The organism is Pseudokordiimonas caeni, assembly GCF_026719705.1.
In the GTDB taxonomy this organism is placed as follows: domain Bacteria; phylum Pseudomonadota; class Alphaproteobacteria; order Sphingomonadales; family Kordiimonadaceae; genus Gimibacter; species Gimibacter caeni.
In genome coordinates this window covers 271,130-296,662 of sequence record NZ_JAPPRR010000001.1, presented here as the reverse complement: position 1 = coordinate 296,662, position 25,533 = coordinate 271,130, and the positions used below count along the sequence as shown (strand labels likewise).

The 25,533-nt window shown below is 62.3% G+C and carries 18 protein-coding genes; 9 read left to right on the top strand and 9 right to left on the bottom strand.

Features of this window, described 5'->3' with window-relative positions; translation table 11 throughout:
* The first annotated feature begins 5 nt into the window (after positions 1–5).
* Positions 6–1,157: an endo-1,4-beta-xylanase gene (locus OU694_RS01245; RefSeq protein WP_308909192.1), complete on the top strand. Its 1,152-nt coding sequence runs from the start codon at positions 6–8 to the stop codon at positions 1,155–1,157.
* 186 nt (positions 1,158–1,343) lie between these two features.
* Here the strand turns inward: OU694_RS01245 and OU694_RS01240 are convergent, their stop codons facing one another.
* Positions 1,344–3,299, bottom strand: coding sequence for a sialate O-acetylesterase (locus OU694_RS01240; RefSeq protein WP_308909191.1), 1,956 nt, complete (start codon positions 3,297–3,299; stop codon positions 1,344–1,346).
* 167 nt (positions 3,300–3,466) lie between these two features.
* On the opposite strand from OU694_RS01240, the gene OU694_RS01235 reads away from it, so the two are divergent.
* Positions 3,467–5,248, top strand: a complete 1,782-nt coding sequence (locus OU694_RS01235; protein ID WP_308909190.1) for an autotransporter assembly complex protein TamA — start codon at positions 3,467–3,469, stop codon at positions 5,246–5,248.
* A complete protein-coding gene (locus OU694_RS01230; protein ID WP_308909189.1) occupies positions 5,245–9,306 on the top strand; it encodes a translocation/assembly module TamB domain-containing protein in 4,062 nt (1,353 codons plus the stop codon). The genes OU694_RS01235 and OU694_RS01230 overlap by 4 nt, the downstream gene beginning before the upstream one ends.
* Here OU694_RS01230 and OU694_RS01225 read toward each other — a convergent pair.
* The 3 genes from OU694_RS01225 to OU694_RS01215 are packed head-to-tail and all read right to left on the bottom strand — an operon-like array spanning position 9,303 to position 11,944.
* Positions 9,303–10,691 carry a sensor histidine kinase gene (locus OU694_RS01225; protein WP_308909188.1) on the bottom strand — a complete coding sequence of 463 codons (1,389 nt, stop codon included), beginning with the start codon at positions 10,689–10,691 and terminating at the stop codon, positions 9,303–9,305. The two genes, OU694_RS01230 and OU694_RS01225, sit on opposite strands and share 4 nt — an antisense overlap.
* Before the next feature lie 7 nt (positions 10,692–10,698).
* The gene (locus OU694_RS01220; protein WP_308909187.1) at positions 10,699–11,376 is read right to left on the bottom strand and encodes a winged helix-turn-helix domain-containing protein; all 678 of its coding nucleotides are present in this window, start codon (positions 11,374–11,376) and stop codon (positions 10,699–10,701) included.
* Between the two features lie 37 nt (positions 11,377–11,413).
* Positions 11,414–11,944 (bottom strand): PepSY domain-containing protein, encoded by a 531-nt coding sequence (locus OU694_RS01215; RefSeq protein WP_308909186.1) that lies wholly within the window; start codon positions 11,942–11,944, stop codon positions 11,414–11,416.
* A 179-nt stretch (positions 11,945–12,123) separates the two neighbouring features.
* On the opposite strand from OU694_RS01215, the gene OU694_RS01210 reads away from it, so the two are divergent.
* A complete protein-coding gene (locus OU694_RS01210; RefSeq protein WP_308909185.1) occupies positions 12,124–13,323 on the top strand; it encodes a hypothetical protein in 1,200 nt (399 codons plus the stop codon).
* Between the two features lie 98 nt (positions 13,324–13,421).
* Positions 13,422–14,987: an HAD-IB family phosphatase gene (locus OU694_RS01205; RefSeq protein ID WP_308909184.1), complete on the top strand. Its 1,566-nt coding sequence runs from the start codon at positions 13,422–13,424 to the stop codon at positions 14,985–14,987.
* Between the two features lie 108 nt (positions 14,988–15,095).
* On the opposite strand, the gene OU694_RS01200 is transcribed toward OU694_RS01205, so the two are convergent.
* The 4 genes from OU694_RS01200 to OU694_RS01185 all read right to left on the bottom strand — a co-directional run bounded on the left by OU694_RS01200 (position 15,096) and on the right by OU694_RS01185 (position 21,704).
* The gene (locus OU694_RS01200) at positions 15,096–15,518 is read right to left on the bottom strand and encodes a Cif family virulence factor (RefSeq protein WP_308909183.1); all 423 of its coding nucleotides are present in this window, start codon (positions 15,516–15,518) and stop codon (positions 15,096–15,098) included.
* A gap of 173 nt (positions 15,519–15,691) precedes the next feature.
* Positions 15,692–17,134, bottom strand: coding sequence for an efflux transporter outer membrane subunit (locus tag OU694_RS01195; RefSeq protein WP_308909182.1), 1,443 nt, complete (start codon positions 17,132–17,134; stop codon positions 15,692–15,694).
* 11 nt (positions 17,135–17,145) lie between these two features.
* Complete coding sequence (locus OU694_RS01190; RefSeq protein ID WP_308909181.1) at positions 17,146–20,328, bottom strand: efflux RND transporter permease subunit; 3,183 nt, start codon at positions 20,326–20,328, stop codon at positions 17,146–17,148.
* Positions 20,329–20,489: 161 nt separating this feature from the next.
* Positions 20,490–21,704: an efflux RND transporter periplasmic adaptor subunit gene (locus tag OU694_RS01185; protein ID WP_308909180.1), complete on the bottom strand. Its 1,215-nt coding sequence runs from the start codon at positions 21,702–21,704 to the stop codon at positions 20,490–20,492.
* 169 nt (positions 21,705–21,873) lie between these two features.
* Here OU694_RS01185 and OU694_RS01180 point away from each other — a divergent pair, with 169 nt between their 5' ends.
* Positions 21,874–22,767, top strand: coding sequence for a LysR family transcriptional regulator (locus tag OU694_RS01180; RefSeq protein WP_308909179.1), 894 nt, complete (start codon positions 21,874–21,876; stop codon positions 22,765–22,767).
* A 6-nt stretch (positions 22,768–22,773) separates the two neighbouring features.
* On the opposite strand, the gene OU694_RS01175 is transcribed toward OU694_RS01180, so the two are convergent.
* Entirely contained in the window at positions 22,774–23,244 is a 471-nt protein-coding gene (locus tag OU694_RS01175; protein ID WP_308909178.1) for a winged helix-turn-helix transcriptional regulator, read from the bottom strand.
* Between the two features lie 79 nt (positions 23,245–23,323).
* Here OU694_RS01175 and OU694_RS01170 point away from each other — a divergent pair, with 79 nt between their 5' ends.
* The 3 genes from OU694_RS01170 to OU694_RS01160 all read left to right on the top strand — a co-directional run bounded on the left by OU694_RS01170 (position 23,324) and on the right by OU694_RS01160 (position 25,502).
* Positions 23,324–24,067 (top strand): SDR family NAD(P)-dependent oxidoreductase, encoded by a 744-nt coding sequence (locus tag OU694_RS01170; protein WP_308909177.1) that lies wholly within the window; start codon positions 23,324–23,326, stop codon positions 24,065–24,067.
* Positions 24,068–24,072: 5 nt separating this feature from the next.
* Positions 24,073–24,684 carry a 2-hydroxychromene-2-carboxylate isomerase gene (locus OU694_RS01165; RefSeq protein WP_308909176.1) on the top strand — a complete coding sequence of 204 codons (612 nt, stop codon included), beginning with the start codon at positions 24,073–24,075 and terminating at the stop codon, positions 24,682–24,684.
* A 140-nt stretch (positions 24,685–24,824) separates the two neighbouring features.
* Positions 24,825–25,502 carry a CerR family C-terminal domain-containing protein gene (locus OU694_RS01160; protein WP_308909175.1) on the top strand — a complete coding sequence of 226 codons (678 nt, stop codon included), beginning with the start codon at positions 24,825–24,827 and terminating at the stop codon, positions 25,500–25,502.
* The last annotated feature ends 31 nt before the right edge of the window (positions 25,503–25,533 follow it).

Sequence of the window (25,533 nt, the reverse complement as noted above, 5' to 3'; positions counted from 1 at the left end):
TGCCGATGACCGACATCACCCGCCGTCAAAGCCTTCAACTGCTGCTGGGTGCCGCTGCCTGTGCGGCTGCCTCAACCCATGTTTTCGGGATGCCGGAACCCTCGCTCGACAGCCTCGCCCGTCGCACCGGTCGTCGCTTCGGCACCGCTATTGGGCAAGGCCAGCCTGGCAGCAACGCCGGTCCCTTCGCCGACCCAAGCTACCGCCGCATCATCGAAGCCGACTGCGGCATCGTGGTTGCCGAGAATGAGATGAAATGGCAGTGGCTGCGCCCCACGCCCGACACGTTCGATTTCTCGGGCTTCGACCAGCTTATCGACTATGCAAAGGCCCACAGCATGGCGGTGCGTGGCCATACGCTCCTTTGGCACAAGTCCAAATGGATGCCTGACTGGGAAGCGGCCCATGATTTTGGCGCCAACCCGGTGCAGGCCGCTGAAGCGATGCTGACAAATCATATCGCCACGATCTGCAAGCGCTACGGCCATGCCATCGTCAGCTATGACGTGGTCAATGAAGCCGTGCATGATGCCGATGGCGAGCTTGAAGAAACTGCCCTTTCAAAGGCGCTCGGCGGTGCCGAGGCGACCATCGATCTGGCCTTCCACACGGCCCGCGAACATGCCCCGCATGCCGAGCTTGTCTACAACGATTATATGGGCTGGGAAGCTGGCAACGATGCGCACCGCACCGGCGTGCTGAAGCTTCTTGAAGGCCTCCGCAAACGGAATGTCCCCGTCGATACGCTCGGCCTTCAATCGCATCTGATCGTCAATTCGCTCGACCCCGAAACGGGCATCGGAAGGCGCGAGGAAAAGGCATGGCAGGCCTTCGTGGATGAGGCCGTCGGCATGGGTTACGGGCTCGTCATCACCGAGTTTGACGTGCAGGACAAGGCCCTGCCCACGGACATTGCCGCGCGCGACGCCGGGGTTGCGGCTTATGCCCGCGCCTATCTTGATATGATGCTCGATTACAAGGAAATGGGCGACATTCTCGCCTGGGGTCTCAGCGACCGCTATTCATGGCTGCAGGGCTTCAGCCCGCGGGATGACGGCAAACCGGTGCGCGGCTGCCCCTATGACCATGATTTCAAAGCAAAACCCTTGCGCGATGCAATCGCTGCCAGCCTGAAGGCTGCGGCCCCGCGCGCCTGACCAGACCCCTGACCCGGCTTTCCCGGCCGGATCATTGGCGGCCCTGCATCCGTGGGGCCGCCATTTTTTTATGTGCCAAAAGAAAAGCGCCGTCGGCAGTACCGGCGGCGCCTTTTCTGAGGGAAATGCACTACTCGGAACAGGGAAGTGCCTCGGCGCGGGCAAACCGGTTGCCGCCCGCAAATCTCAGGGTGTCACAGCAATCTCGAACGGGCTGACAGGCATGCCGTTCGCTTCATAGAGGTTGACAATCGGCGCCCCACCCCAGGCATAACGCAGCCGCTGCACTGAAAGCCCCTTGGGCACATCGATCAGCACGCGCGTGCCATCAAGCTTTGCCTGCGCAAAGGCACAGCTGTTCACCGCCGCCTCGCAAATCTCAAAACCGATAGGCATGCTGGCACTCATCGCCATCAGTGCGCCGCCTTCGGTGCCGAATTCCACAGTGATGCGGCCCCCGTCACGCCGTGCGGACAAGGGCGAGCGGCCGTCAAGGCGGATATCCACATCGTCACCGTAAGCGAGCCGGCGCGCGACAAGGGCCGTGCGCCGGGCGACTTCCTGTTTGTTCGGCGGGTGAAGCTCGAACCTGTCCCCGGCATCGATGGTGACAGCGAGACCGACTGCCGGGTCAGCCTGTGCCACGCGGCGCTCGGCATCGCGCACACCGGCCCAACCATTTTCCAGGGGCGCGGCATTCAAGGGCCCGAAGGCTGGAAGCTGGATGATGGCGAACGGCAAGCCGGCGCCAAACTGGCCGCGCCAGTCGGCGATCATGGCATGCAGCAGCCTCTCATAGCTGGCAGCTTTTGTGATGTTCGATTCGCCCTGATACCAGAGCACCCCTTTGAGCGGCAGGGGCCCGAGCGGCGCGATCATGGCGTTATGGAGCCCGGTCAGGCCATTGATCGAATACCAGGGCGCGGGGGCCGGCATGTCCGTAATCTGGCGTTCGATCAGGTAGCGCCAGCCGGTGACCGGGACCCGGGTGCCATCTGCCAGCGTCAGCGCGATAGCGTCCGCCGGACCGGTCAGCCCGCCTGCCGCCCAGCTGTTGTAAACATTCACAACGATCCGGTTGCTGCCTTCGCGCAGCAGCCCTGCCTTCACCCCGTAGGTGCGCGGTGTGCCCCAGCCAAAGCTGTTGCCAACCGCCACGCCGTTCACCCATGCGATATCGGTTTCATCGATCCCGCCGAGCGAGAGCCGCGCCCCACCCTTCGCCTGATCGGCCGTCAGGGTGACATCCGCTGCGTACCAGACTGCCCCGGTGAAGCCCTTGAGCGCCGGGTCGCCATAAAGGTTCCAGTCCCCAAAGGCTGCAGGCACCAGGTTCCAGTCATCCGCGCCGTCGGCTGTCCATGGGCCCGGTATTCCGGTCGACACCTGTGCCTGCCAGTGGCGCTCCCAGCCCTTGCCGTAGGCTTCGGTCGCGGCAACCGGGTCTTTCGCATAATCCTTGAGGAGCGCCAGCCCCTCGGCCTGTCCGTCCACATCCTTCAGGCCGTCCGCGCTGATCCATGCCTCGATCTGCGATCCGCCCCATGAAGAATGAACAAGGCCGACGGGCACGTCGTGAGCAGCCTGCAGGTCGCGCGCCATGAAGTAGCAAACGGCGGAAAAACTGCGCACGGTCTCGGCCGTTGCCACCTGCCAGCCCGACGCGCCGGGAAGCCGGTCTTGCGGCAGGATATGGCTCGCCAGCGCAACAGTGAAAAGCCGAAGGTCGGCTCGCTGCTCGGTCTCAATGTAGCGTTCGGGGTTCAGTGCGCGCTCAACCGGCCAGTTCATGTTGGATTGGCCCGCACACAACCACACGTCACCCATCAGGATGTCGGAGAGCGTTTCGCTGCGCCCCTCTGTCTTTACGCTTGCGGTGACGGGTTCGGCGTTTGCAGCCCGCGCCGGAAAAGTCGCCACCCAGTGACCGGCCTTGTCCGCCGTGACCTTGCGGCTGTCGCGCGCGAAGGTTACCTCCAACGCCGCATCCGGTGCTGCCTTGCCCGAAAGCGTCACCGGGCGCTCGCGCTGCAGCACCATATGGCTTGTGAAAATATCGTCAAAAAGCCGGTCCGCTGCCCATCCGGGCGCGGCGAGCGCCATGGCGGCAACAAGCGCTGCGGCTATCGTTTTCAGCTTCATCAGGCCCCCCTCCGGACTGGTCACAACAGCCTAGCGCCGAAAGATGTTAGCGCAACCATTTTGTCGACCCGCCCCGTTCCTGCCATATCTTTCGGGCATGACTTGTCTGAATTCATTGCACCTTTTAGGCTTGTACCTATCTTTTTGGACCCAATCAGGATTCGCGAGTGTCACGTCTGAAACACTGGATTGCCGCCTTTATCCTGTGGCCGCTGGTTACTGCGGCCTCATGGGCAGCGCCGTGTGACGATGGCTTGAAGCTTGATTTCAACCTGCAGGTCCGGGGGGCGGCCCGGCAGGAAGTGCGCGAACTGCTCACGAGCGTCTCCCGCCTACAGGAAGTGGAAGGCGAATGTTTCCGGTCGCTCGCCCGCATTGAAGCCCTGATGAAGGACGACAGGGTAATGTTCGACCGCATCCTGCGTGCCGAAGGCTTCTATGGCGCGCTTGTGGACGAAAGCACCCGCCGCACACCCGAGGCGGTCATCATCCGGCTGGTTGTCATCACCGGCCCCGTTTACCCGGTCGCAAGCCTGACGTTCGAAACGGACCCGGCACTGGAACCGATTGCCCGTGCGGCCGCCGCACCGCTTCTGGCCACCGGATCGCCCGCTGAATCGGTCGCCATTGTCGCCGCAGAGAACGCCGCACTCAACGCCCTGATGGAAGCAGGCCACCCGCTCGCCAAGGCGGAAGAGCGCAGCGTGGTGGTCGATCACGCCGCCCGTAGTGTGGCCGTCACCTATCATCTGAAAGCCGGGCCGGAACTGCGCTTCGGCGAGGTTCGCTTCGAAGGATTGGACCGCAGCAAGACAGGCTATCTGGAACGGCTGCATCCCTGGAAGCCCGGCGATATCGCCAAGCCCTCCGCGCTCGGCGAATATCAGAAACGGCTTCAGGCGACAGGTCTTTTCCGCCTAGTCCTGCTCGATTGGGCAACCGAGCCAAACGCCGACGGCACCGTTGATGTGATTGTGAAGACAGAAGAAGCCCCGCCCCGCCGGATCGAACTCGGCGCCGGCTATTCCACCGGGGAAGGCGCCGAACTTGAGGCAAGCTGGACCCACCGCAACATCGGCGGCACCGGCAACATGCTGAAACTGACCCTCACCGCCGGGGAAAGTGAACAAACGCTCGCGAGCGAGTGGCGCAAACCCCACTTCCGCCGCTACGGCCAGACGCTGGTGGCGCGCGGCAAGATCGGCCGCGAGCATCTGCCGGCCTATACCTCCAACCTCAGCGAAGCCTATCTCGGGATCGAACGCCGGCTGAACCGCCACCTTGTTGCCACCGCCGGCGCGCAAGTGAAGGCCACCGACCTGCGTGAGGATGGCTCGGGCGATACCTTCGTCCTTGCCGGGCTGCCGCTCGGCCTCGCCTACGACACGACCGACGTCCTGCTTGACCCCACACGTGGCGTTCGCGTCAACCTGCGCCTGCAGCCCGGCATCTCGGTGATCGACGACAATTACCTGTTCCTGATCAATGAGGTGAAGGCATCCACCTATTGGAAGCCTTCACCTGAAAGCCCGCTCACACTGGCCGGGCGCGTGCGCCTGGGCACCATCGCCGGACCGTCGCAGGACCAGATACCGGAAAGCGAACGCTTCTTCGCAGGCGGCGGCGGGTCTGTCCGGGGATTCTCCTATCAGGGGCTTGGACCGAAGGACGCTGACGGCGATCCGGTCGGCGGACGGTCCGTGTTTGAAATGGCGTTTGAAGCGCGGGCCAGGTTCAGCGAAACGATGGGTGTTGTCGCCTTCATCGATGGCGGCGCCATCTATGCCGACCGCTGGCCGCAGTTCAATGAACTGCGCTTCGGCACCGGCCTCGGCTTCCGCTATTACACCGCCTTCGCCCCCATCCGGATCGATGTGGCAACACCGATTGATCGCCGGGACGGCGAAAGCGCCATCACGCTCTATATCGGCATAGGACAAAGCTTTTGAGCGCGGCTGAGACAGAAAGGGCACCAGCCCGACTGCCGCGCCTGATGCGGCAGCTGGCGCTCGCGTTCGGCGTCCTTATATTGCTGGCGGCCGGCAGCCTTGTCGGTGCCTATGCATGGCTGCGCACCCCGCCAGGGCTTGGATGGCTCGCCGGCACCCTGTCCACTCGTTTCGACAGCGAAACGCTCGATATCGAAATCGCCAACCTGAAAGGTGACCCGTTCACCCAGCTTAGTGTGACGGGCCTGACGATGGCTGACGCAAATGGCATCTGGCTGGAGGCGCCGGAACTGCATCTGGCCTGGTCGCCCCTTGCGCTTTTGACCGACAATCGGCTGGAAATCGCTGCGCTCGATGGCGCCGCCGTGACGCTGGTCCGCCTTCCGGCAGGCGACAAGGCCTCAACAGGCGGACCGCTTCTCCCTGCCCTGCCGTTCGGCCTGCAGTTCGGGCAAATCGATCTGGATGTGCGCTTCGCGGAAAGAATCTACGGCCTGCAGGTGGCCGACCTGCGACTTGACGACCAGACGCTGTCCGGACGCTTGACGCTCGCGGCCGATGGCACAGGCGACAAGGTCAATCTGGCATTCACTGAAACCGGCGACGGCGCCATAGCCATCGATGGCGGGATCAGGGCCGAGCCCGACGGCCTCGTTGCCCTGCTCGGCGGTATGCGGCTTCAACGCGCACACGACCTGACGCTCGCGGCGCGTATCGACGGGTTCAAACGGGGGGTCGGCAAGCTCGCCCTGTCGTTGACCGGGGATGAAGTGACGCTGACGGCTGATGGTCCGTTCGACCTGAGCGGCAAGCCGCTTCTGGATGCCGCCGATATCCGGGTAATACTGCCGAGTGTAGCGCGCGAGGATATCCGCATCACAAACCCGGCACTGACAGGCAAATTGACCCTGACCCGCACGAGGCTCGATCTCGCCTGGCAACTGGCGGCAGACGCGGTAGCAACAAGCACCTTTGAGCTGGAGAAGACGGTACTGGAAGGTACGCTCGGCCTTGAAGGCGGGCTGATGGAAGGCGCTGTCAGGGCACACGATCAGCGGACCCGCCTGATGAACCGGCCGTTGACGCTTGCCCGGCTCGATGCCGTCTGGCGCGCCGATCTTGCGGACAAGACATGGGCATTCTCGGTCTCCGACCTCGGGTCCAACTGGGCCACAGCGCAGAACCTGACAGCGCGCGGGCAAGGCGCGGGTATAGCGGTGGCGAACGGCACCATCACCCTGTTGCCCGCGTTCCTTGCCGAGTTTGGCGGCGGACAGGTGACAGACGGGCGACTTGATGTTGCCCTGACGGCGGAACCTGCCGATAGCGGCTTCGCCTTCACGGTGAAAGGCGAAGGTGGCGGGCTGAAGCTTGCAGACGCCCGCCTTGGCGCGCTGCTTGGCGAAGCGCCTAAACTGGAGATGAAGGCTGCCCTCAATGATGGCCGCATCACCTTCACCGATGCTGCGCTGACCGCGCCACTCGTCACCGCGAGAGCAGCCGGGGCCTATGACACGAACGAGCGGCAGGCCAGCCTTGCCGCCACGGTCAAGCTGAAGGACATCACCCCCCTCACCGGGAATGCAATCGACCTGCCGGACGGCCTTACAATCAATCTGGAGGCCGACGGACCGATTGTCGGGCTTGATGTGAAAATCAGCTCCCGGCTCGCCCGTATTGATGGCTACGGGGTCACGCTCAGTGACGTGCAGGCAGATGCGTCCCTCATCGGCGGTACGGGGGGCGATTTTACGCTCGCCGCGCAGTCCCGGCTCGGGCCCGTCTCCCTCTCGTCGCCCTTCAGCCTTGAAGGTGGTCTGTCGTTCCCCGATATCCGGCTGAAAACGCCTATTGCCACAGGCAAAGGCCGCCTCGCCCAGCCGGAAGGTGGCGAACTGCAGGCCGCCATGCGGTTCGACCTTGCAAAGGGCAACAAGGGCGTGCGCGGCAGCGGCCATATCGATGCCGATTATGCGAACGGCAAAGTGAAAGCAACATTGGCGGCAGAAAAGCTGCGCATCGTCGTGCCTGGCCGCTTCCCCATGCGTCTGCGGACGGCGGAAGGATCGTTCAACCTAGACCTGACCGGTGCCAGCCCTGTCTACACGGGCAGCTTGAACGCGGAAGGCTTCGTGCAGGGGGCCCAGCGCGTCAATCGCATTGAGCTGACCGCCGATTCGCGCGCCGACATGCCGGTCACGCTGAGCGCTGCCGGCAATTGGGTCCGGGAATTTTCGGCCACCCTCGGCGTCAATCCGGCTGGTGACACCATCACGGCAGACGTCGAGGCGCGCTACGGCGAAATGACAGCCACCACACCGTCGCCGCTTGTGCTGACGCGCGGCGAGAACTGGACGCTTGATATCCCCGACCTGACCCTTGCCGGCGGCAAGGTGACCGGGCAGGTGAACGGCCATAGGGGCGCCCTGCCCGCCGTCCGGCTTACCGCCAACGGGCTTGATCTGACCGCGCTCAATCTCCTTGCCCCCGGGCTTGTGGCGGGGGGCACGCTTTCGGCCGAGATAGACATAGGGCCCACATCCGATGCCCTCACTGGTACGCTGAAGCTCGCGCTTGCCAATGTCAGCCTTCTGAGCGGCGACCTCGTCGAGCCCGACGTCTATGACATGGAGATTGATGGCACCGCGGCGGATGGCACACTTACCCTCACCGGGCGCATCGTCCGCGAGACCACCGAGCAAGGCCGCATCAGTGCCAGCCTGCCCTATCAGGTGAATGGCAGTATCATCCGGCTTGACGGTGACGCGCCGCTCGCGGCACGGCTGGACTGGAAGGGCGATATCGCACCTCTTTGGGCGCTGGCGCGGCGGCCCGATCATTATCTCGGCGGGGACTTCGAAGGGGCGCTGACGCTTGCCGGTACGGCAAACGATCCGCGCTTCGATGGCAACATTCGCCTGATGAACGGGCGGTACGAATATGAACGCCTCGGCCTCGTGGCGGATATCACAGCGCTTGAACTGACGGGCACGCAGGACCGCGTGGAACTGACCCGGCTTGACGCAACGGACAGCGAAAAAGGCACGCTTTCGGGTGTGGGTGCCTTCACCCTGACGCCCGAATTCGATTTTCCGGGCTCCCTCAAGCTGACAATGACCGACTTCCATGTGGCACGGCTTGACCATCTGGACGCCACGGCGAGCGCCGATCTTTCCTATGTTCGCGAGAACCGCAAGGGGAGCCTCACCGGCACCGTAAAAACCGGTCCGGTGCGGGTGCGCATGCCACGCGAACTGCCGCCTTCGGTGGTCGAAATCGAGGTGACGGAAATCAACGGGGCCGCCGAGGACGACGAGGCGTCATCCACCACCCCCCTGCAGGCTGCGCCGACGAGCTTCGACCTGAGGGTCGATATCGCCGACCGCTTGCAGTTCAGCGGCCGCGGGCTTGAAAGCGACTGGACCGGCAATCTCCATATTACCGGCACTTCCGCCGATCCCCGGATCACCGGCCAGATGCGGCTGAAAAACGGCACCTTCACCTTCGCGTCCAAACGCTTCACGCTGGCAGACGGGCGCATCACTTTCAGCGGGCGCAAGGGCATCGATCCCGACCTGTCCATGCGGGCCGAGCTACCGGCTTCCGGCATCACCGCCAGCATGCAGATCAGTGGACGTCCTTCGGCCCCGAGCTTCGCGCTGAGCTCCACCCCGGCGCTGCCGGAAGATGAAATCCTTGCCCGCATCCTGTTCGGCCGGTCGGTGAGTGAAATGTCGGCGCTGCAGTTTGCCGAGCTTGCCGTGGCGGCTGAAGGGCTGCGCAGCGGCCGCTCCAGCAGCCTCGCCGGCGGGGTCGGGCGGCGGCTGGGGCTTGATACGCTCGCTGTCAGCAGCGGTGGGGAAAACGGCGACGAAACGCTCATCACCGGCGGTAAATATCTGACCGATGATATCTATCTCGAGGTCGAAACGGCGCCGACCCGCAACGAAACAACAACCCGGCTGAAAATCAGCCTGACCGACCGGCTCCTGCTGGAGAGCGAGGCGGGTGCGGCTCCCGGCAACCGCCTGCGACTGAAATGGTTCTGGGAATATTAGTCGCGCACCGGCGGCAGCGGCAGTGTGACGATCACGGCGAACCCCCTGTCCGTGTCCGCGAATTCCAGCTGTCCGCCATGAGCCACGGCCGCCACCTTCACCAGCGTCAGCCCGAGCCCGAGCCCTTGCGAGGGGGTATCTTCAACCCGGTAAAAGCGTTCGGTGACCCGCTGGCGGTGCTCCGGCGGGATACCGGCTCCCTCGTTTTCAACGCTGAAACGGGCGGCACCTTCGGCATCAGTAAGGTCGATCGCGACCACACTGCCCTTCACGGCAAATTTGATGGCGTTATCAAGAAGGTTGGACATCATCTGAAACAGGAGGTTCGCATCACCCCGCACGATCAGTCGTTCGGGCAGTGTGACAGCCAGGTGCAGGGCATGGTCTTCGGCTTCGGGCTGATAGAGGTCCACAGCATCGTTAACGAGGCGGACAAGATCGACCTCTTCGCGTTCAATCGAATGGCGGCCAGTTTCAATCCGCGCGATCCGCAGAAGGGATTCGAATACCGATTTCAGCCGCTCGGACTCAGCGATGGCGCTATCGACCATGCCGGTGACCGACTGGCCCTTGTCCGCCGCCGTCGCAAGGTCTTCGAGGTCGGCATGCAGGCGCGACAGGGGCAGCCGCAGTTCATGGGCGACGCTGTCCGACACCCGGCTGATCGCCTCCATCGAGGCTTCGATCCGTGACAGCATCATGTTCAGGGTTTCGGCCAATCGGTCGAAATCGTCCCGAGCGCCGGTCATCTCGACCCGGCCGCTGAGGTCGCCCTCGATCACCTTGCGGGCGGCATCGTTGATCGATTCGATCCTTTTGCCCACTGCCATGCTCATGAAAATGCCGCCAACACCGCCAAGGACAATGGCCAGCACCCCGCTCCAGACGAGGCCCTCGATCAGCGTTTCGCGGCGTTCGCTGATATCCTCGATATCGCGGCCGACGATCAGCCGGGCACCGTCTGCGAACACCCGGTCCAGCGACAGCGCCTGGAAATCGATCTCGTCGCCGCCGAAATAGCGGTCGGCCTCGATCTCGACCGGCCCCAGCTGCGGCGGGTTCGGCCAGCTTGGCAAGTTGCCGGTGCGCCGATTGCCGTCCTTGTCGAGAAACACATGGAATGCCTTGCGATCGGACGGAAAATCCACCCGCTTCACAAGGGCATTGATCAGGATGTCTTCACCGCCCACCACATAGGCATAGGCGAGATCGTCCATCTCGCTGCTGACACGGCTCAGCACGTCGTCATAGGGGCGCATCACCATGCTCCAGTAGCTGAGCGCGATGAGGATGCCGAATGAGACCATGAACATGGCGACATAGATGACAGCCAGCCGGAAAGTGAAGCTGAACCGCAAGTAGGTCAGGAAATTGGGCTGGGACACGGGCATGTCAGGCCGGCGGACGGATCATATAGCCCGTCCCGCGCACCGTATGGATGAGCTGCTCGGCAAAGCCCTTGTCCACCTTCTGGCGCAGGCGGCTCACATGCTGGTCAATGATGTTTGTCTGGGGGTCAAAATGATAGTCCCAGACCTTTTCAAGAAGCATCGACCGCGTGACCACCCGGCCCATGTTGCGGGCGAGATACTCAAGGATGCGAAACTCGCGGGTCGTGAGGTCGATCCGCTTGCCGTCTCGCACCACCTCGTGGGCCAACAGATCGATGCTGAGGTCCATGACTGTCAGCGTGGTCTTTTCAATCGTCACCGGCCCCCGGCGCGCCAGCACCTCAACGCGGGCCAGAAGCTCGGAAAAGGAGAAAGGCTTGGCCAGATAATCGTCGGCGCCTGCGCGCAAGCCCTTCACCCGGTCGTCAACCTCGCCAAGGGCGCTGAGCAGCAGGACCGGCGTATTGTCCTCCGCCGCGCGCATGGTTTTCAGGATGGTCAGGCCGTCCACATTCGGCAGCATGCGATCAAGGATGATGACATCATAGCTTTCGGCGGCGGTCATATAGAGCGCCTTCTTGCCGTCCGCGACCCGTTCGATCATGTGGCCGGCTTCACGCAGGCCCTTCACCACATGGTCGGCCACGCGGTTGTCGTCTTCCACCAGCAGTATCTGCACGGATATCCTCTATAGCAACTTGAACCCTGGCAGCCGGTCAGCGGCGCGGCGACTGTTCCCCCGACAAGGCGTCGAGCACAAGTTCCGCCGTGCCTGCGCCTGTCGTCACGTCGATCTCATATTGGGCGCGATTGTCGTCCAAGTCAAAACGCACATGCTGCACCTTGCCTCGCACATCGGCCTCCAGCGCGCGCAGGCGCGGGCCCACGGGCGGCATGGTGGCCGCTGCTTTCAGCCTGCGACCATCGAAAAGGTCGGCCCAGAGGTTCGACGAGAAAGGCTTGTCCGCCCTTACAAGCTCGCCGTCCTTCGCATCGATCCATACACGGAAATATTCACCGGCCTTGGCGAGGTCGATCTGGTACGTCAGCTTGTCGTCGCGGGTATTGAGGTCGGCGCGCAAAAGGTTGGCATTCAGCGCCGCTTCGGCGATTTCCACCGCGCGTGTCACGCCGATCAGCACGGGTGTCTCCGTGTCTGTCTTCTGCACCATCTGCGAGGCAACGGACGCCCCGATGGCGACAGTAACAACAAGCGCAGCAGCAAGCCGATAGAGCGGCGAAAGCAAGTCTGTTTCCTCCTTGGATGACACGCACCGGTGAATCAGGGTCAGTGCACCCTATCCGCGAGCCTGTATCAGCAAGATTTGGCGAACATTTGGTTTTTGTCATGGACAGCGTTTGTCTTTGCCTCCGGGCCTTTCCGGATGCTTGAAAGGCGCTGTAGCCCAGCGTTCAGGGACTCAGGATGACCATGCGCCCCGACAGTGAAGACCGCCCGGCCCGGATCGGGTTTCTTTATAATCACGAACAGATACACCAGATCCCGCACAGCGCCCCGATCCTCGCGGAACTGGCGACCCTTCCGGGCGCCTTCGAAATCCATGCTTTCCTGACGGATGCCTCGCAGCGCGACAAGCTTGCCCGTTTTCTGCCGGGGGATGCCCTGCGCGCGATTCACCTGCATCTGCTGCCGCCCTCCAGGGTTGGCGCGATCATCGAAACCTTCACAGGCGGCGCCTTGCCCTTGCGCCGTATCGGCAACCTGATGCGCCACCGCAGTCGCCTTGCCGCCATGGATATTCTTGTGGTGCCGGAGACCACCAGCATCTTCCTGAAAACCCGCCTTGGCGTGAAGCGGACAAAGCTTGTCTATTCGCAGCACGGCGCCGGTGACCGCGCTGTCGGCTTCAAGAAGATCATCCGGGACTTCGATCATGTGCTGGTGTGCGGCGAGCGCGTGCAGGCGCGCATGCTGGCCGAGGGAATCATCCGCGAGGGCGAGCACAGCGTCGTCGGTTACCCGAAGTTCGATGCCGTGAAGGCAACGGAAGAAAAGCGCCTCTTCAACAACCGCAACCTGACGGTTCTTTATAACCCGCATTTCCACCCTTTCCTGTCGTCCTGGTACAGTCAGGGGCGTGCGGTCCTCGATCATTTTGCCGCGCGGCCGCACCTCAACCTGATCGTTGCACCCCACGTGATGCTTTACGAACGCCGCCTGCATATATCGACAGGGCCCCTGACCCTGCGAGCCACACCGGCAATCCCGGACATCTACAGGCAGTATCCGAACATATTGATCGACGAAGGCAGTTTCGCGAGCGTAGACATGACTTATACGCGGGCGGCCGATGTCTATCTCGGCGACGCATCGAGCCAGGTTTACGAATTCATCGAACGCCCCCGGCCCTGCATCTTCCTCAACTGCCACGGCGCAAACTGGCAGGATGATCCCAATTATGCGCACTGGCATCTGGGTGAAGTGATCGATCATCCAACGAAGCTCGATAACCTTCTGGATGATCTTTCGTGGCACGAAGTACACCGGCGCCCCCAGCAGGAAGAAGCCTTCCGGTCCACCTTCGGCGGCGATCCCTACGGGGGTGCGGCACGTGCGGCCGAAGCAATCGCTTCCCTTGCGGCCCGCAGTTACATAAAAGTGTAAAAAGATTTGAAAAAGCAAATGTCGGCACAATTCTGCCGCCATGCCCCGCTGACAGAGTTTAGCCCGTACCGAACCCGAGACGATTTCAGGAGAACAGCATGCATGACGGTCTGGCGCCCGAGTATGGCCAAGTCAACAGGACAGGGCTGGCATCAGCCACCGTCCATGACCTGCGCCCGGCGACCGTCGCCAATCCTGTTGCCGCCATCCTTCTGGCGGGCAGCCGCCGCGAAGGCGACCCCCTGAAGTTCGGCGGCCAGGGCAAGGCGATGCTGCAGATCGATGGTCAGGCGATGCTCGCCCACGTGATCGGCACACTGGCACGCACCGCCTATATCGACCGCTTCCTGATCGTTTCGGACGAAGACCTGACCGGCGACGCCACGCTGCGCCGTGCCGCGCGCGGCTTGCCTATGGAGCATGTGCCGGCCGGTGCCACCATCTGCCGCAGCGTCCTCGCTGCACGCAAGCTGGTGCCCGTCGGGCAAGCCGCCCTTCTGACCACAGCCGACAACCCGCTTTTGACTCCAGCGGCCGCCACCGACTTCCTGAGCGCGGCCCAGCGGAATGAAGGCCTGACCGTCGGCATGGTGCCGCGGCAGGTGATCCAGGCGCGCTATCCCGAAAGCCGGCGCACCTACTACAAGTTCCGCGATGTAGATACCACCGGTGCCAACCTCTATTTCCTGAACGGCGAGACGGTCGACAACATGCTGACCTTCTGGGAACAGGTGGAACAGCACCGCAAGAAGCCCTTGAAGGTCGTCAAATCCTTCGGCTGGCTCAATGTCATCGGCATGGTGATGCGCCGCTTCACCATCACCGAGGCCTTCGCCCGCGCCGGCCGTACGGTCGGTTGCCCGGTACGCCCGCACCTGCTGAAGGAAGCGGAAGCCGCGATGGACGTGGATACCCAGAAGGATTTCGAGACCGCCGAGCGCATCCTGCAGCTTCGCAAGGAACGCATCGTGGTCGATCCCGGTGCAATTGCCGCCTTACCCGACCGCCATTATGCGGTGTTCGACCTTGACCGCACCCTGACGCGCAGTGGCACCTTCACGCCGTTCCTGCTGTCCACCCGCAAGGGAATATTTGCGAAAAGCGTCCTGATGCTGCGCATCCTGCGGCACATGATCCTCTATAAGGCGAAGCGCATCAACCGCACCACACTCAAGAACCGGATGCTCGCCGTGGCCTTCCGCCACATGACGCGGGAAGAAGTGGAGGCCGCTGCCGACCGCTTTGCCCGCCATGTGCTTGATAACCAGCTGCGCGGCGGCGGCCTGATTGCTGTGGCCATGCACAAGATGGACCGCGACGATCTGGTGCTTGCGACCGCCAGCATCGATCTTTACGCCGAACCGATCGCCCGCGCCCTTGGCTTCAAGCGCGTCGTCTGTACCCGCACTGCTTTCCCCGGCGGCGACACGCCCCCCGTGGTGAATGGTGAAAACTGCTATGGCGACGAGAAATCACGTCTCCTGAAGGACACGCTTCTGGATGCTGGTGCCATGATGCGGGAGAAGATCAAGGTCACCTTCTACAGCGACCATTATACCGATATGCCGCTTCTCGATTGGGCCGACACGCCGATCGTCATCTCGCCGGATGTCCGGACGCGCGGCATCGCCATGAAACGCGGCCACCGGATCGCTTACTGGTAATATCGGGGGGTCGGTCAGATCAACGCCTCGCCGGCACATCAGCCGGGGCGGATCAACAGGGGGGAGGGCTGCGTCCTTCCCTTTTCTTTTCGGCTCAGTCGGTAGAGCTTATTCCGTCGTCACATGTTCGCGCACAATGCGCCACTCGCCGTCTTTGCGCTTCCACACCACGGTGGCATGCTGGGTGACGGACCGACCCGGTTCGTTGATGAATTCCTTCTTGTAGGAGAAGGAGGTGACGGCCAGGTCACCGGCGGCGTCCACGGTCGGGTCGCCAATCAGGCTCGCCCGGCATTCGCCGTAGGTGGCGATCGCATTCTGGCGACGCGTCCAGTATTCTTCGAAATTGCGACAGACAAAGCGCTCGCCCTCGTACTCATGTACGACATCGAGTGCATCAGTGCCTTCCGCGTACAGCGCCTGCATCTTCTGGATCGAGACCGGCTGTTCCTCTTCAGGATTGCGGCCTTTGATCCAGCAGTTCGTCAGACACCGGAGGACGGCATGGTCAAATTGTTTTCTATCACTCATCACGCTCACTCCCCTCAACCAACTCAGGTTTAGCAAAGTGTGCCCGGAAAGCAATCCCCCCGCGCGTTTCGGGCTTCGGAGGCGACCGGCGCGGACCTTGTTGCATGCAAGGGGATACCTGCAACGCCGGTCCGCACCGGCCACGAGACGGCAAGGGGAAGCCGTCTATCTGGTTAACCCTGACGGTCATCGCCCTCGTCCGTGGTCTGCCATCCGGCGCCCAGCGCCAGATAGACACCCACATACCGTGCCGCCATCGCGGCCTGGCTTTCAGCAAGCGAGGCTTCTGCTGCAAGCTGCCGGCTTTCGGCATCCAGCACGTCGATAAAGTCGTCAGCCCCAGCGTCATAGCGGGTTCTGGCGATCGACGCTGCCTCGCGGGCACGGGCTGCGGCATCCCTCAGCGCCTCGAAACGGACCCGCTCGCGGCCATAGGCCGACAGGCTTGTCTGTGTTTCCTCGAGCGCCTCGAGGACCGTCTTTTCGTAAGTCGCGAACGCCGCATCGGTATTGGCGTCGGCGACCTTGATCGAAGCACGGACCCGCGGGATATCGAAACCCGACCACGTTAGAGATGGGCCTGCGGCAAAGGCAAAACTACCCCCCTCACCGACATTTGAAAAAGCCGTGGCGGTGGTGGAAACCGTGCCCGTTAGGCTGATCCGTGGGAAATAGTCGGCTTTCGCCACACCGATTCGCGCGGTGGCAGCTGCAAGCGAGCGCTCCGCTGCCCTGACATCGGCCCGGCGTTTCAGGAGGCTTGCCGTATCGCCGATGGCAAGGGCAGCGGGCGGGGTCGGCAACCTGCCGCCCTCAGCCAGAAGCGTTCGCACGTCGCTGACAGGGGCACCGATCAGAGTAGCCAGCCGGTTCTCGGCCGCCACACGAGCTGCCTGCAGGGGCGGGATCAGAGCTTCGGTCGTTTTTGCCTGTGCCTGCGCACGGGCAACATCAAGCCGGGAGCCGACCCCTTCCTCAAGTCGTGTCTCGGTGAGCGAACGGGTCTCGTTCTGTACCTCGAGGTTCCGCTCAGCCACATGCAAGCGGGTGAGCGCGCTTCTATAGTCGATATAGGCGCTGACGGTTTCAGCGGCAACGAGCGCCTCGGCATCCCGTCGCAGGTAGGTGGCTGCCGATGCCTCGGCCGCTGCCGCCTCGGTCAGGCGGCGCACACGGCCGAAGAAATCGAGCTCCCACCCGGCACTGAGGCCGGCGGCATAGAGGTTCGTGTCCGGCAGATCGAGACCACGCGACGTGACATCGTCGTAGCGGTTGCGGCTGTAGCCTGCCGTCACCTCGCCCGTCGGGCGCTGGTTGACCCGTTCGAGCGACAGAAGCGCGCGCGAGGCTTCCACCCGGGCCGCCGCGACCCTGAGGTCACGGTTGCCCTCAAAAGCCCGCTCGACAAGCGTGTTGAGCACCGGGTCGTCAAGCGTGGTCCACCAGGTGGCGGCGGGTTCGGTGGCCACAGGTACAGCGCCGTCATCGATTTCAATCGCGTGGGCGGTGTAGCTGTCGGTCGCCGGGGCCTTGTAGTCCGGCCCCACGCTCATGCAGGCGGCAAGGGTAAGGGCCGATACCGAGGCAAGAACGATATTGCTGATTGCTTTTTTCATGGTTCCACTCCTCAGGCTTCGCCGTGCGGCGTTGCCGGGGTCTGGCCTTCACGCTTGCCGATGAGGGCGCTGACTTTTTCGCCAAGCGCGCTTGTCAGCACATAGAAGGCCGGGGTGAACAGGAGGCCGAAGGCCGTGACGCCGAGCATGCCGAAGAAGACGGCGGTGCCGAGCGACTGGCGCATCTCGTAACCCGCGCCCGAGGCAATCATCAGCGGCACCACGCCGAGGATGAAGGCAAAGGACGTCATCACGATGGGCCGGAGGCGCAATTTGGCGGCTTCGATGGCGGCTTCAGTGCGGCTGAGACCAGCGTCTTCCCGCTGGCGGGCAAACTCCACGATCAGGATCGCGTTCTTGGCGGCAAGGCCGATGAGGACCACGAAGCCGATCTGCACAAGGATGTTCACATCCATGCTGCGCATCAGGATGCCGGTGATAGACGCCAGCAGCGACATCGGCACGATCAGGATCACCGCGAGCGGCAACGTCAGGCTTTCATACTGGGCAGCCAGCAGAAGGAAGACGAAGACCACGGCAAGGCCGAAGGCGATGATCTCGGTCCCCTGCGCCAGACGCTGCTGGAACGACAGGTCGGTCCATTCGAAGCCAAAACCGGGCGACAGCGTGCTGCCAGCGAGGCCTTCGACGGTATCGAGCGTCTGACCGGTCGAGAAGCCGGGGGTGATATCCCCCTGCAGTTCTGCTGCCGGGAACAGGTTGTAGCGTGCCACCCGGTTGGGGCCGGTGATCGTATCGAAGGTAACAACGGAACCCAAGGGCACCATGTCGCCGTTGGCGTTGCGGGTCCTGAGGCGTGCGATATCCTCAGGCGTCTTGCGGAACTTGTCCTCGGCCTGTGCTGTCACCCGGAAGGTGCGGCCGAAGGCGTTGAAGTCGTTCACATAGGCCGAGCCCAGATAGACCTGCAAGGTTTCGAACACGTCCTCAAGCTTCACACCCATCTGTTCGGCTTTCACGCGGTCGATATCGGTGAAAAGCTGGGGGGTCGAGGCGTTGAAAATGGTGAAGACCGAGCTGGCTTCCGGCGATGCGTTGGCGGCACCGGCAAGTTTCCAGGTCTCGCCGGCAAGGGCGGAATAGCCCTGCCCCGAACGGTCCTGCACATAGCCCTTGAAACCGCCGGCGTTACCGATACCGCGCACCGGCGGCGGCGGGACGACAAGCACAAAGGCATCCTGGCGGGCACCGAAGGTGGCGCGCAGGTCACCGAGCACGCGGTTCACGTCATAGCCTTCCTTCACGCGCTCACCGATGTCTTCCATGGTGAAGAAGATGGCGGCGGCGTTCGAAGCCGTGGTGAAGGTGGCCCCGTCGAAACCGGCGAAGGCGGCCGCATGGGCGATACGCGGATGGGCAAGACCCTGCTTGATCACCTCGTCCATCACCGCTTCGGTGCGCGAAAGCGACGATCCGGGCGGCAGCTGGATAACGGTGATCACATAGTTCTGGTCGACCGCCGGGATGAAGCCCTTGGGCGCGGTGCTGAATTCGAACCCGGCGAGCGCCACGAGCGCACCATAGACGACCATCACCATGGCCGACAGGCGGATCGATTTGCGTACGAGGGACGAATAGCCGTTCGAAGCCTTGTTGAAGCCCGCCTCGAATTTCTCGAAGAAGACATGCAGCGGCTTTTCCCAGGCTTTCAGCTCGGATGCGGCCTTGCGCGGCTTCAACAGGAGGGCCGAAAGGGCCGGCGACAGGGTGAGCGAGATACCGGCCGACATGATGGTCGCCGATGCCACGGTCACCGCGAACTGGCGGTAAAACTCACCCGAGATGCCATCAAGGAAGGCCGTCGGGATGAACACGGCGGTCAGCACGAGCGCGATCGAGATCAGCGCCCCGCCCACCTCGTTCATGGTGGCAAAAGCGGCATCACGAGCAGAGAGGCCCTCGTGGATTTTCCGCTCCACGTTTTCCACCACCACGATGGCGTCATCGACCACGATACCGATCGACAGCACAAGACCGAAGAGCGACAGGGTGTTGAGCGAGAAGCCCAGCGCCTGCATCACCGCGAAAGTACCGATCAGCGAAATCGGGATTGCGACAATCGGGATGATCGACGCACGGAAGCTTTGCAGGAAGACGAACACCACGATCGACACAAGGATGGCGGCCTCGAAGATCGTTTTCATCACTTCGTCGATCGATTCCGACACGAAGCTCGTGGGGTTCCAGATGATGTCGTAGGAAAGCCCCTCGGGGAAGCTCTGCGCCATCTCTGCCATCGTTTCCTTCACGCGGTCAGCGGTATCAAGCGCGTTCGAGCCCGGCTGCTGGTTGAACAGCATGGCAAGCGCGGGTTTGCCGTCGAGCTTGGCGTTTGTTGTATATTCACGCGCACCCAGTTCCACACGGGCGATATCGCGCACGCGGACCTGGCGGCCGTTGGCTTCGGTCTTGACGATCACGTCCTCGAACTGGGCCGGATCCTGAAGGCGGCCGAGCGTCTGGATATTTACCTCGAAGGCGCCCTGTTCGTTGGTCGGTGGGGCATCGAGGATACCACCCGAAACTTCAACGTTCTGCGCGCGCAGGGCCCGCACGATATCGCCGCCGGTCAGGCCGAGCGCGGCCGCACGGTTCGGGTCGATCCATACGCGCATTGCATATTCACGCAGGCCGAACATCTGGATCTGGCCGACGCCTTCGATCCGCTGCAGGCGGTCACGCAGCTGCAGACGGGCATAATTCGAGATATAAAGCTGGTCGCGGCTGTCGTCGGGCGAATAAAGGTGCACAACGAGCAGCGCATCCGGGCTCGCCTTGATGGTGGAGATACCAAGGCGGCGGACCTGTTCCGGCAGGCGGGGCTCGGCCAGCGCGACGCGGTTCTGCACCAGAACCTGCGCGATATCGAGGTCAGTACCCGGCTGGAAGGTCACCGTGATGGTGGCTGCACCGTTACCGGTGGAGTTGGACGAGATATAAAGCATCCCTTCCACACCGTTGATTTCCTCCTCAATGGGGGCAGCAACGGTTTCCGCCACGGTCGAGGCGGACGCGCCCGGATAGTTCGCCATCACCTGGATGGTCGGCGGGGCGATATCGGGATATTGCGAAACGGGCATCGACGTGTAGCCGAGAGCCCCGACGATCATGACGATCGTCCAGATCACGATCGCGAAGATCGGTCGGTCGATAAAAAAGTGGGCGAGCCTCATGTTGGCCTCCGTCCTCATTCGGTTTCAAAACGGCCAGCCGGACCCTATCGCGCCGGACAGGAATGGTCCGGGGCGCCTCACGGCTGACGTTGGAATTCGTTTGGGGAGCAGCCCGGGCTTCGGGAAGATCGGGGGGAAGAAAGCCCGGGCTGCTCGCTCTTTCAGCGGCCGATTGCCGCCAATTGTTGATTATCCTCGCTGGTCGCGAACTCGGGCTGTACCGGTGCGCTTGCAAACAGGAACTGGGAGCCGCCAACGATCAGGCGGTCGTCACCATCAAGGCCGGTGCGGACAAGCCGCATGCCCTCGATGACCGGACCCAGTTCGACCACACGGCGTTCCGCCGTATTATTGTCCGCCGCGACCCAGACGAATTTTTCGTTCTGGTCGGTCTGCACGGCGGCATCGGGGATCAGCACGCCCGCTGCGTTTGTGGCATGCTGCAGTTTCAGGCGGCCATACATTCCGGGCGCCAGAACTCCGTCCGGGTTCGGGAAGGTGGCACGGCCACGCATGGTGCCGGTTGAAGGGTCAAGCTGGTTATCAAGGAAGGTCAGGCGACCTTCGTGGACATAATTGTCTTCGTCCATCAGCTTGCCGAACACCGGCTTGGGGTTGTCGCGCATGTCGACGCCGTTCGCATCGCCCGCGCCCCGCACATATTTCAAGTAATCGGCCTCGCTTGCCGTGAACTCGAAATAGATGGGATCGAGCGAGACGACAGTAGTCAGGAGCGTGCCGCTCCCGGAACCGCCGGCAATCAGGTTGCCCTCGGACACGAAATTGTCACTGATGCGGCCGGTGATCGGGGCACGGACCTCGGTAAATTCGAGGTTCAGTGCGGCCTGATCGACACGGGCCTTGGCAGCGGCAACAGCCGCATCAGCCTGGCGCAGTGCACGGCCCCGGCGGTCCGCTTCCTCGCGGCTCAGGGCTTCACGCTCCAGCAGGCGCTGGCCGCGCTCATATTCCGCCTTGGCGTTCGCGAGAACAGCCTCGGCGCTCGTCAGGTCGGCCTTGGCTGCATCAAGCTCAGCCTGGAAGGGCCGCTGGTCGATACGGAACAGAAGGTCGCCTTTCTTGACGATCTGGCCATCCTCGAAACCGATATCCTCAAGATAGCCCGAAACGCGGGCGCGGATCTCGACGCTTTCGATGGCACGGAACTGGCCGCTATGCTCGTCCCATTCACTGACGGGCTTCACCAGCGGATGAGCCACCGTCACCGGGGTTGCCGCCGGGGCTGCTGCCTCGGCCGGTGCATCGGCACGGGTCGACGCCAGCTGGGTGGCGGCAAGGGGTACGGCGATCATCGCGGCTGCGATGGCGAAAGTGGATGGTCTGATACGGCTATAACGTCTGCTGCGTTTGAACATGATGGGTTGTCCTCGTTGTCGTTTATGTTGGTAGTCACCAACCCTTTTTGGGCTGGCGGGGAATTGGGGCTTGCCAAGACTCACCTTGACGAGCAGCGATAACATGTGGCTATCTGATAACGATTTCTAATCGTATATCGTTATGTTTCGATAACTATAGGTTATCACAATGGTCGAGTTGAGGTTATGGCGCGCGCTGGTGGCGGTGGCGGAGGAATTGAACTTCCGCCGCGCGGCTGAACGGCTGAATATCAGCCAGCCCGCACTTACCAAGCAGATTCAAGAGCTTGAAGCACGCCTGGGCGTTGCTTTGTTCCACCGGGAAGCACGCGGTGTGGCACCAACAGATGCCACCTGCAATTACCTGCCCGCCGTGCGCACGCTCTTGGAAGAAGCACAGGCCCTTGAGGCAAAATTCAGCGCCGGCGACCCTTCAACCAAGATCAATGTCAGGATCGGTGCGCTTGAATTCCTCGCCAAACGCCATCTGCCCATCCTGATGCAAAGCGTGCGCGACACATTCCCTGGCGCGCGCATCTCGATGATTGCCATGAATACGTTCGAAACGGCCGCCGCCACCGCAGACGGCAAGATCGACCTCGGCGTGGCGCGCTCGCCCGTCACCGAGCCCAGCCTGATTGCCCGACCTTTCCAGCGCGGCGAATGGGTTGTCGTGCTGCGCGGCGATCACAAACTCGCTGCCAAAGCCAAGGTGACGGTGGCCGACCTAGCTGATGACCCGCTCATCATCTTCTCAAGACGGCTGAATCCCGGCCTTTATGACGACCTGATCGGCGCGATCACCCGCGGCGGCCGCGCGCCTGAAGTAGCCTATCAGGCGCAGGATCCGACCATCGGCGTGGAGTTGGCCCTGAGCGGCGTCGGCCACTTCCTCAGCGTTTCCTACATCCTTGATGACCTGCCCGAAGGGCTGGTGGCCCGCAAAGTGGAAGGTGTGGGGCTTGATGCTCATCTGGATCTTGTCTGGCGGCGGGATCATATGTCGCCTGTTCTGCGACATCTGATCGATCTGCTTTCAAGCGCCGTCGCGACCGATAACTGAAAGCTATCAGGCCGTTTTGAGGGCGAGCTTCAACGCTTCGCTGAATTCGGGCTGCACCTCACGGGGGCGCAGGGTTTCCTGACAACAGGAACAGGTCAGCACGGGTTCAACCGTATGGCCGCATGACTTGTGGCGGAACCTTACCGGCGGGCCGTCTTCGCCTGCATAATGGGTGTCCCCCCAATGCACGAGACTGAGGATGACTGGATACAGATCCAGCCCCTTCTGTGTCAGCCGGTATTCGTGGCGGAGCGGCCGTTCCTGATAGGGCACCTTTTCCAGTACGCCGGCCTCTACAAGGCCTGCGAGTCGTTCATGCAGCACCCGCCGGGCAATGCCGAGCCGGGCCTGAAAATCATCAAACCGCCGCACCCGCAGGAAGGCGTCGCGCAGGATCATCAACGTCCAGCGATCCCCAAGGACAGCAAGGGAACGGGCGAGTGAGCAGTGCTGATCAGATAGTTCATTCCATTTCATGTCGCTCTTTTTGCATTGACTTAGTCTTAAATCAAGATTTATCAGTCTTAAAAATGAACTTATATGGCAGGAGGAACGCATGATGGAACGGAATGCCAGTGTGGCCGTGATCGGCGCGGGCGATTTCATCGGCGCTGCCATCGCCAGGCGTTTTGCAGCCGAGGGCTATCATGTGCATGGCGGCAGAAGGACAGGCGACAAACTCACCCCGCTTGCCGACGAGATCGCGGCTGCGGGCGGCCGCTTCACCCCGCACACACTCGATGCCCGCGAGGGCGACCAGATCGCCGCGTTTCTGGATGTGGCGGACGCCAGCGCACCCCTTGAAGTCGTTATCTTCAATGTCGGTGCCAATGTGAATTTCCCGATCCTCGAGACGACCGATCGGGTTTTCCGCAAGGTGTGGGAAATGGCCTGCTTTGCCGGTTTCCTGAGCGGCCGGGAAGCGGCTCGCCGCATGCTTGCCCACGGACGCGGCTCGATCTTTTTCACCGGGGCCACCGCCTCGGTCCGCGGCGGCAAGGGCTATGCGGCCTTCGCCTCCGCCAAGGCGGGCCTGCGCCTGCTGGCACAATCCATGGCACGGGAACTGGGGCCGCAGAATATCCATGTCGCCCATCTGGTGATCGATGCGGGGGTGGACACGGCCTTCGTGCGCGAGCGTATTGCCGCCGCGAAGGGCGCCGAAGTCGCAGCCAACCTGCCCGCCGATGTCCTCATGAACCCCGAAAGCATCGCCGAAACCTACTGGCAGCTGCACCAGCAGCCGCGTGATGCCTGGACCCATGAACTTGATCTCCGCCCCTACGGCGAAACATGGTGAGCAACATGAAGAACGAACCCATCTTCTATTTCGATTTCGGCAGCCCCAACGCCTATATGGCCTACCGTGTGCTGCCCGGCCTTGAGAAGCGCACGGGCGTGACCTTCCGGCCTGTGCCAGTGCTCCTCGGCGGGCTTTTCAAGATGACCGGCAACCAGTCACCCTTCATGGCCTATGCGAATGTTCCGCATAAAATGGCCTACGAACGGCTCGAGATGGAACGCTTCCTGAAGCGTCACGGCCTTTCCGCTTTCCGCATGAACCCACATTTCCCGGTGAATACGCTGGCGCTGATGCGGGGTGCGGTGGCGGCAGAAGCCGAAGGCATCCTCGCCCCCTATATGGAAGCCATGTTCCATTACATGTGGGAAGAGCCTCGCAAGCTTGACGACCCAGCCGTCCTTGCCACCACCCTCGCCGAGACTGGCCTGCCGGCAGAAACACTGATGTCGCGCGCGCAGGAACCCGCCATCAAGGACGCCCTGATGGCGAACACGCAAGCCGCATACGACCATGGCGCCTTCGGAATCCCGAGCTTCGTCGTGAACGGCGACCTTTACTTCGGTAAGGACAGGCTGGACCTGATCGAAAAGATCCTCACGACACCCGCCCCGTGATCTTCCCGACAGCCTGACCGATGCCGACGGCCCCGAATTTCGGGGCCGTTTTCTTTTTTCAATCACTCGATTAAATCATTCGATTGATTTATTCCATGAGTGTGGTACGACTCAGGCCGAGACACGCCAAGGAGTGCAGCATGCCCCGTACCGCCGCCAAACCCGATCAGGTCGACGCGAAAGAACGTCTGCTGATGGCCGCCGTGAAGGTTTTTGGCGAGCATGGCTACGAGGGCACCTCAACCCGCGCACTTGCCAACGAGGCCGGCGTCAACATCTCGGCCATCGCCTATTATTTCAACGGCAAGGACGGGCTTTACCGCGCCGTTCTTGAAAGCATCGGCAATATGGCCCGCAGCGTGATGAGCGGCATGCTGGATGACATTCGCACTGCCCTGAATACCGGCACAATGACGGACGAGACAGCCCGCGATTTCCTGCACCGTGTCGTCACCAGTTTTGCCCGCTTTCTCCTCAGCGAGCGAGCGTCGCCATACATCGCCCGGATTCTCATCCGCGAGCAGCTCGACCCCACCCCGAATTTCGATTTCCTTTATGAGGGCTCGATGCGGCCCCTGCACGAAACGCTGACAGCGCTTGTAGCGTTCCTTGTGAAAGCAAATCCGACCGATGAGCGGGTGATCCTGTGCGCCCATTCGCTTCTCGGGCAGGCGGTAATTTTCAAAACACATAAGGCGACGGCACTCCGCCGGCTGCAATGGCAGGACTATGGCACGCGGGAAACCGACGCCATCGTTGCCATGATCCTGCGGCAGACGGACGCGATCATCGCCACGACACGCGAGGCACTGAAATGAAAAAACGTCACGACAGAAACGAGGTAACAAT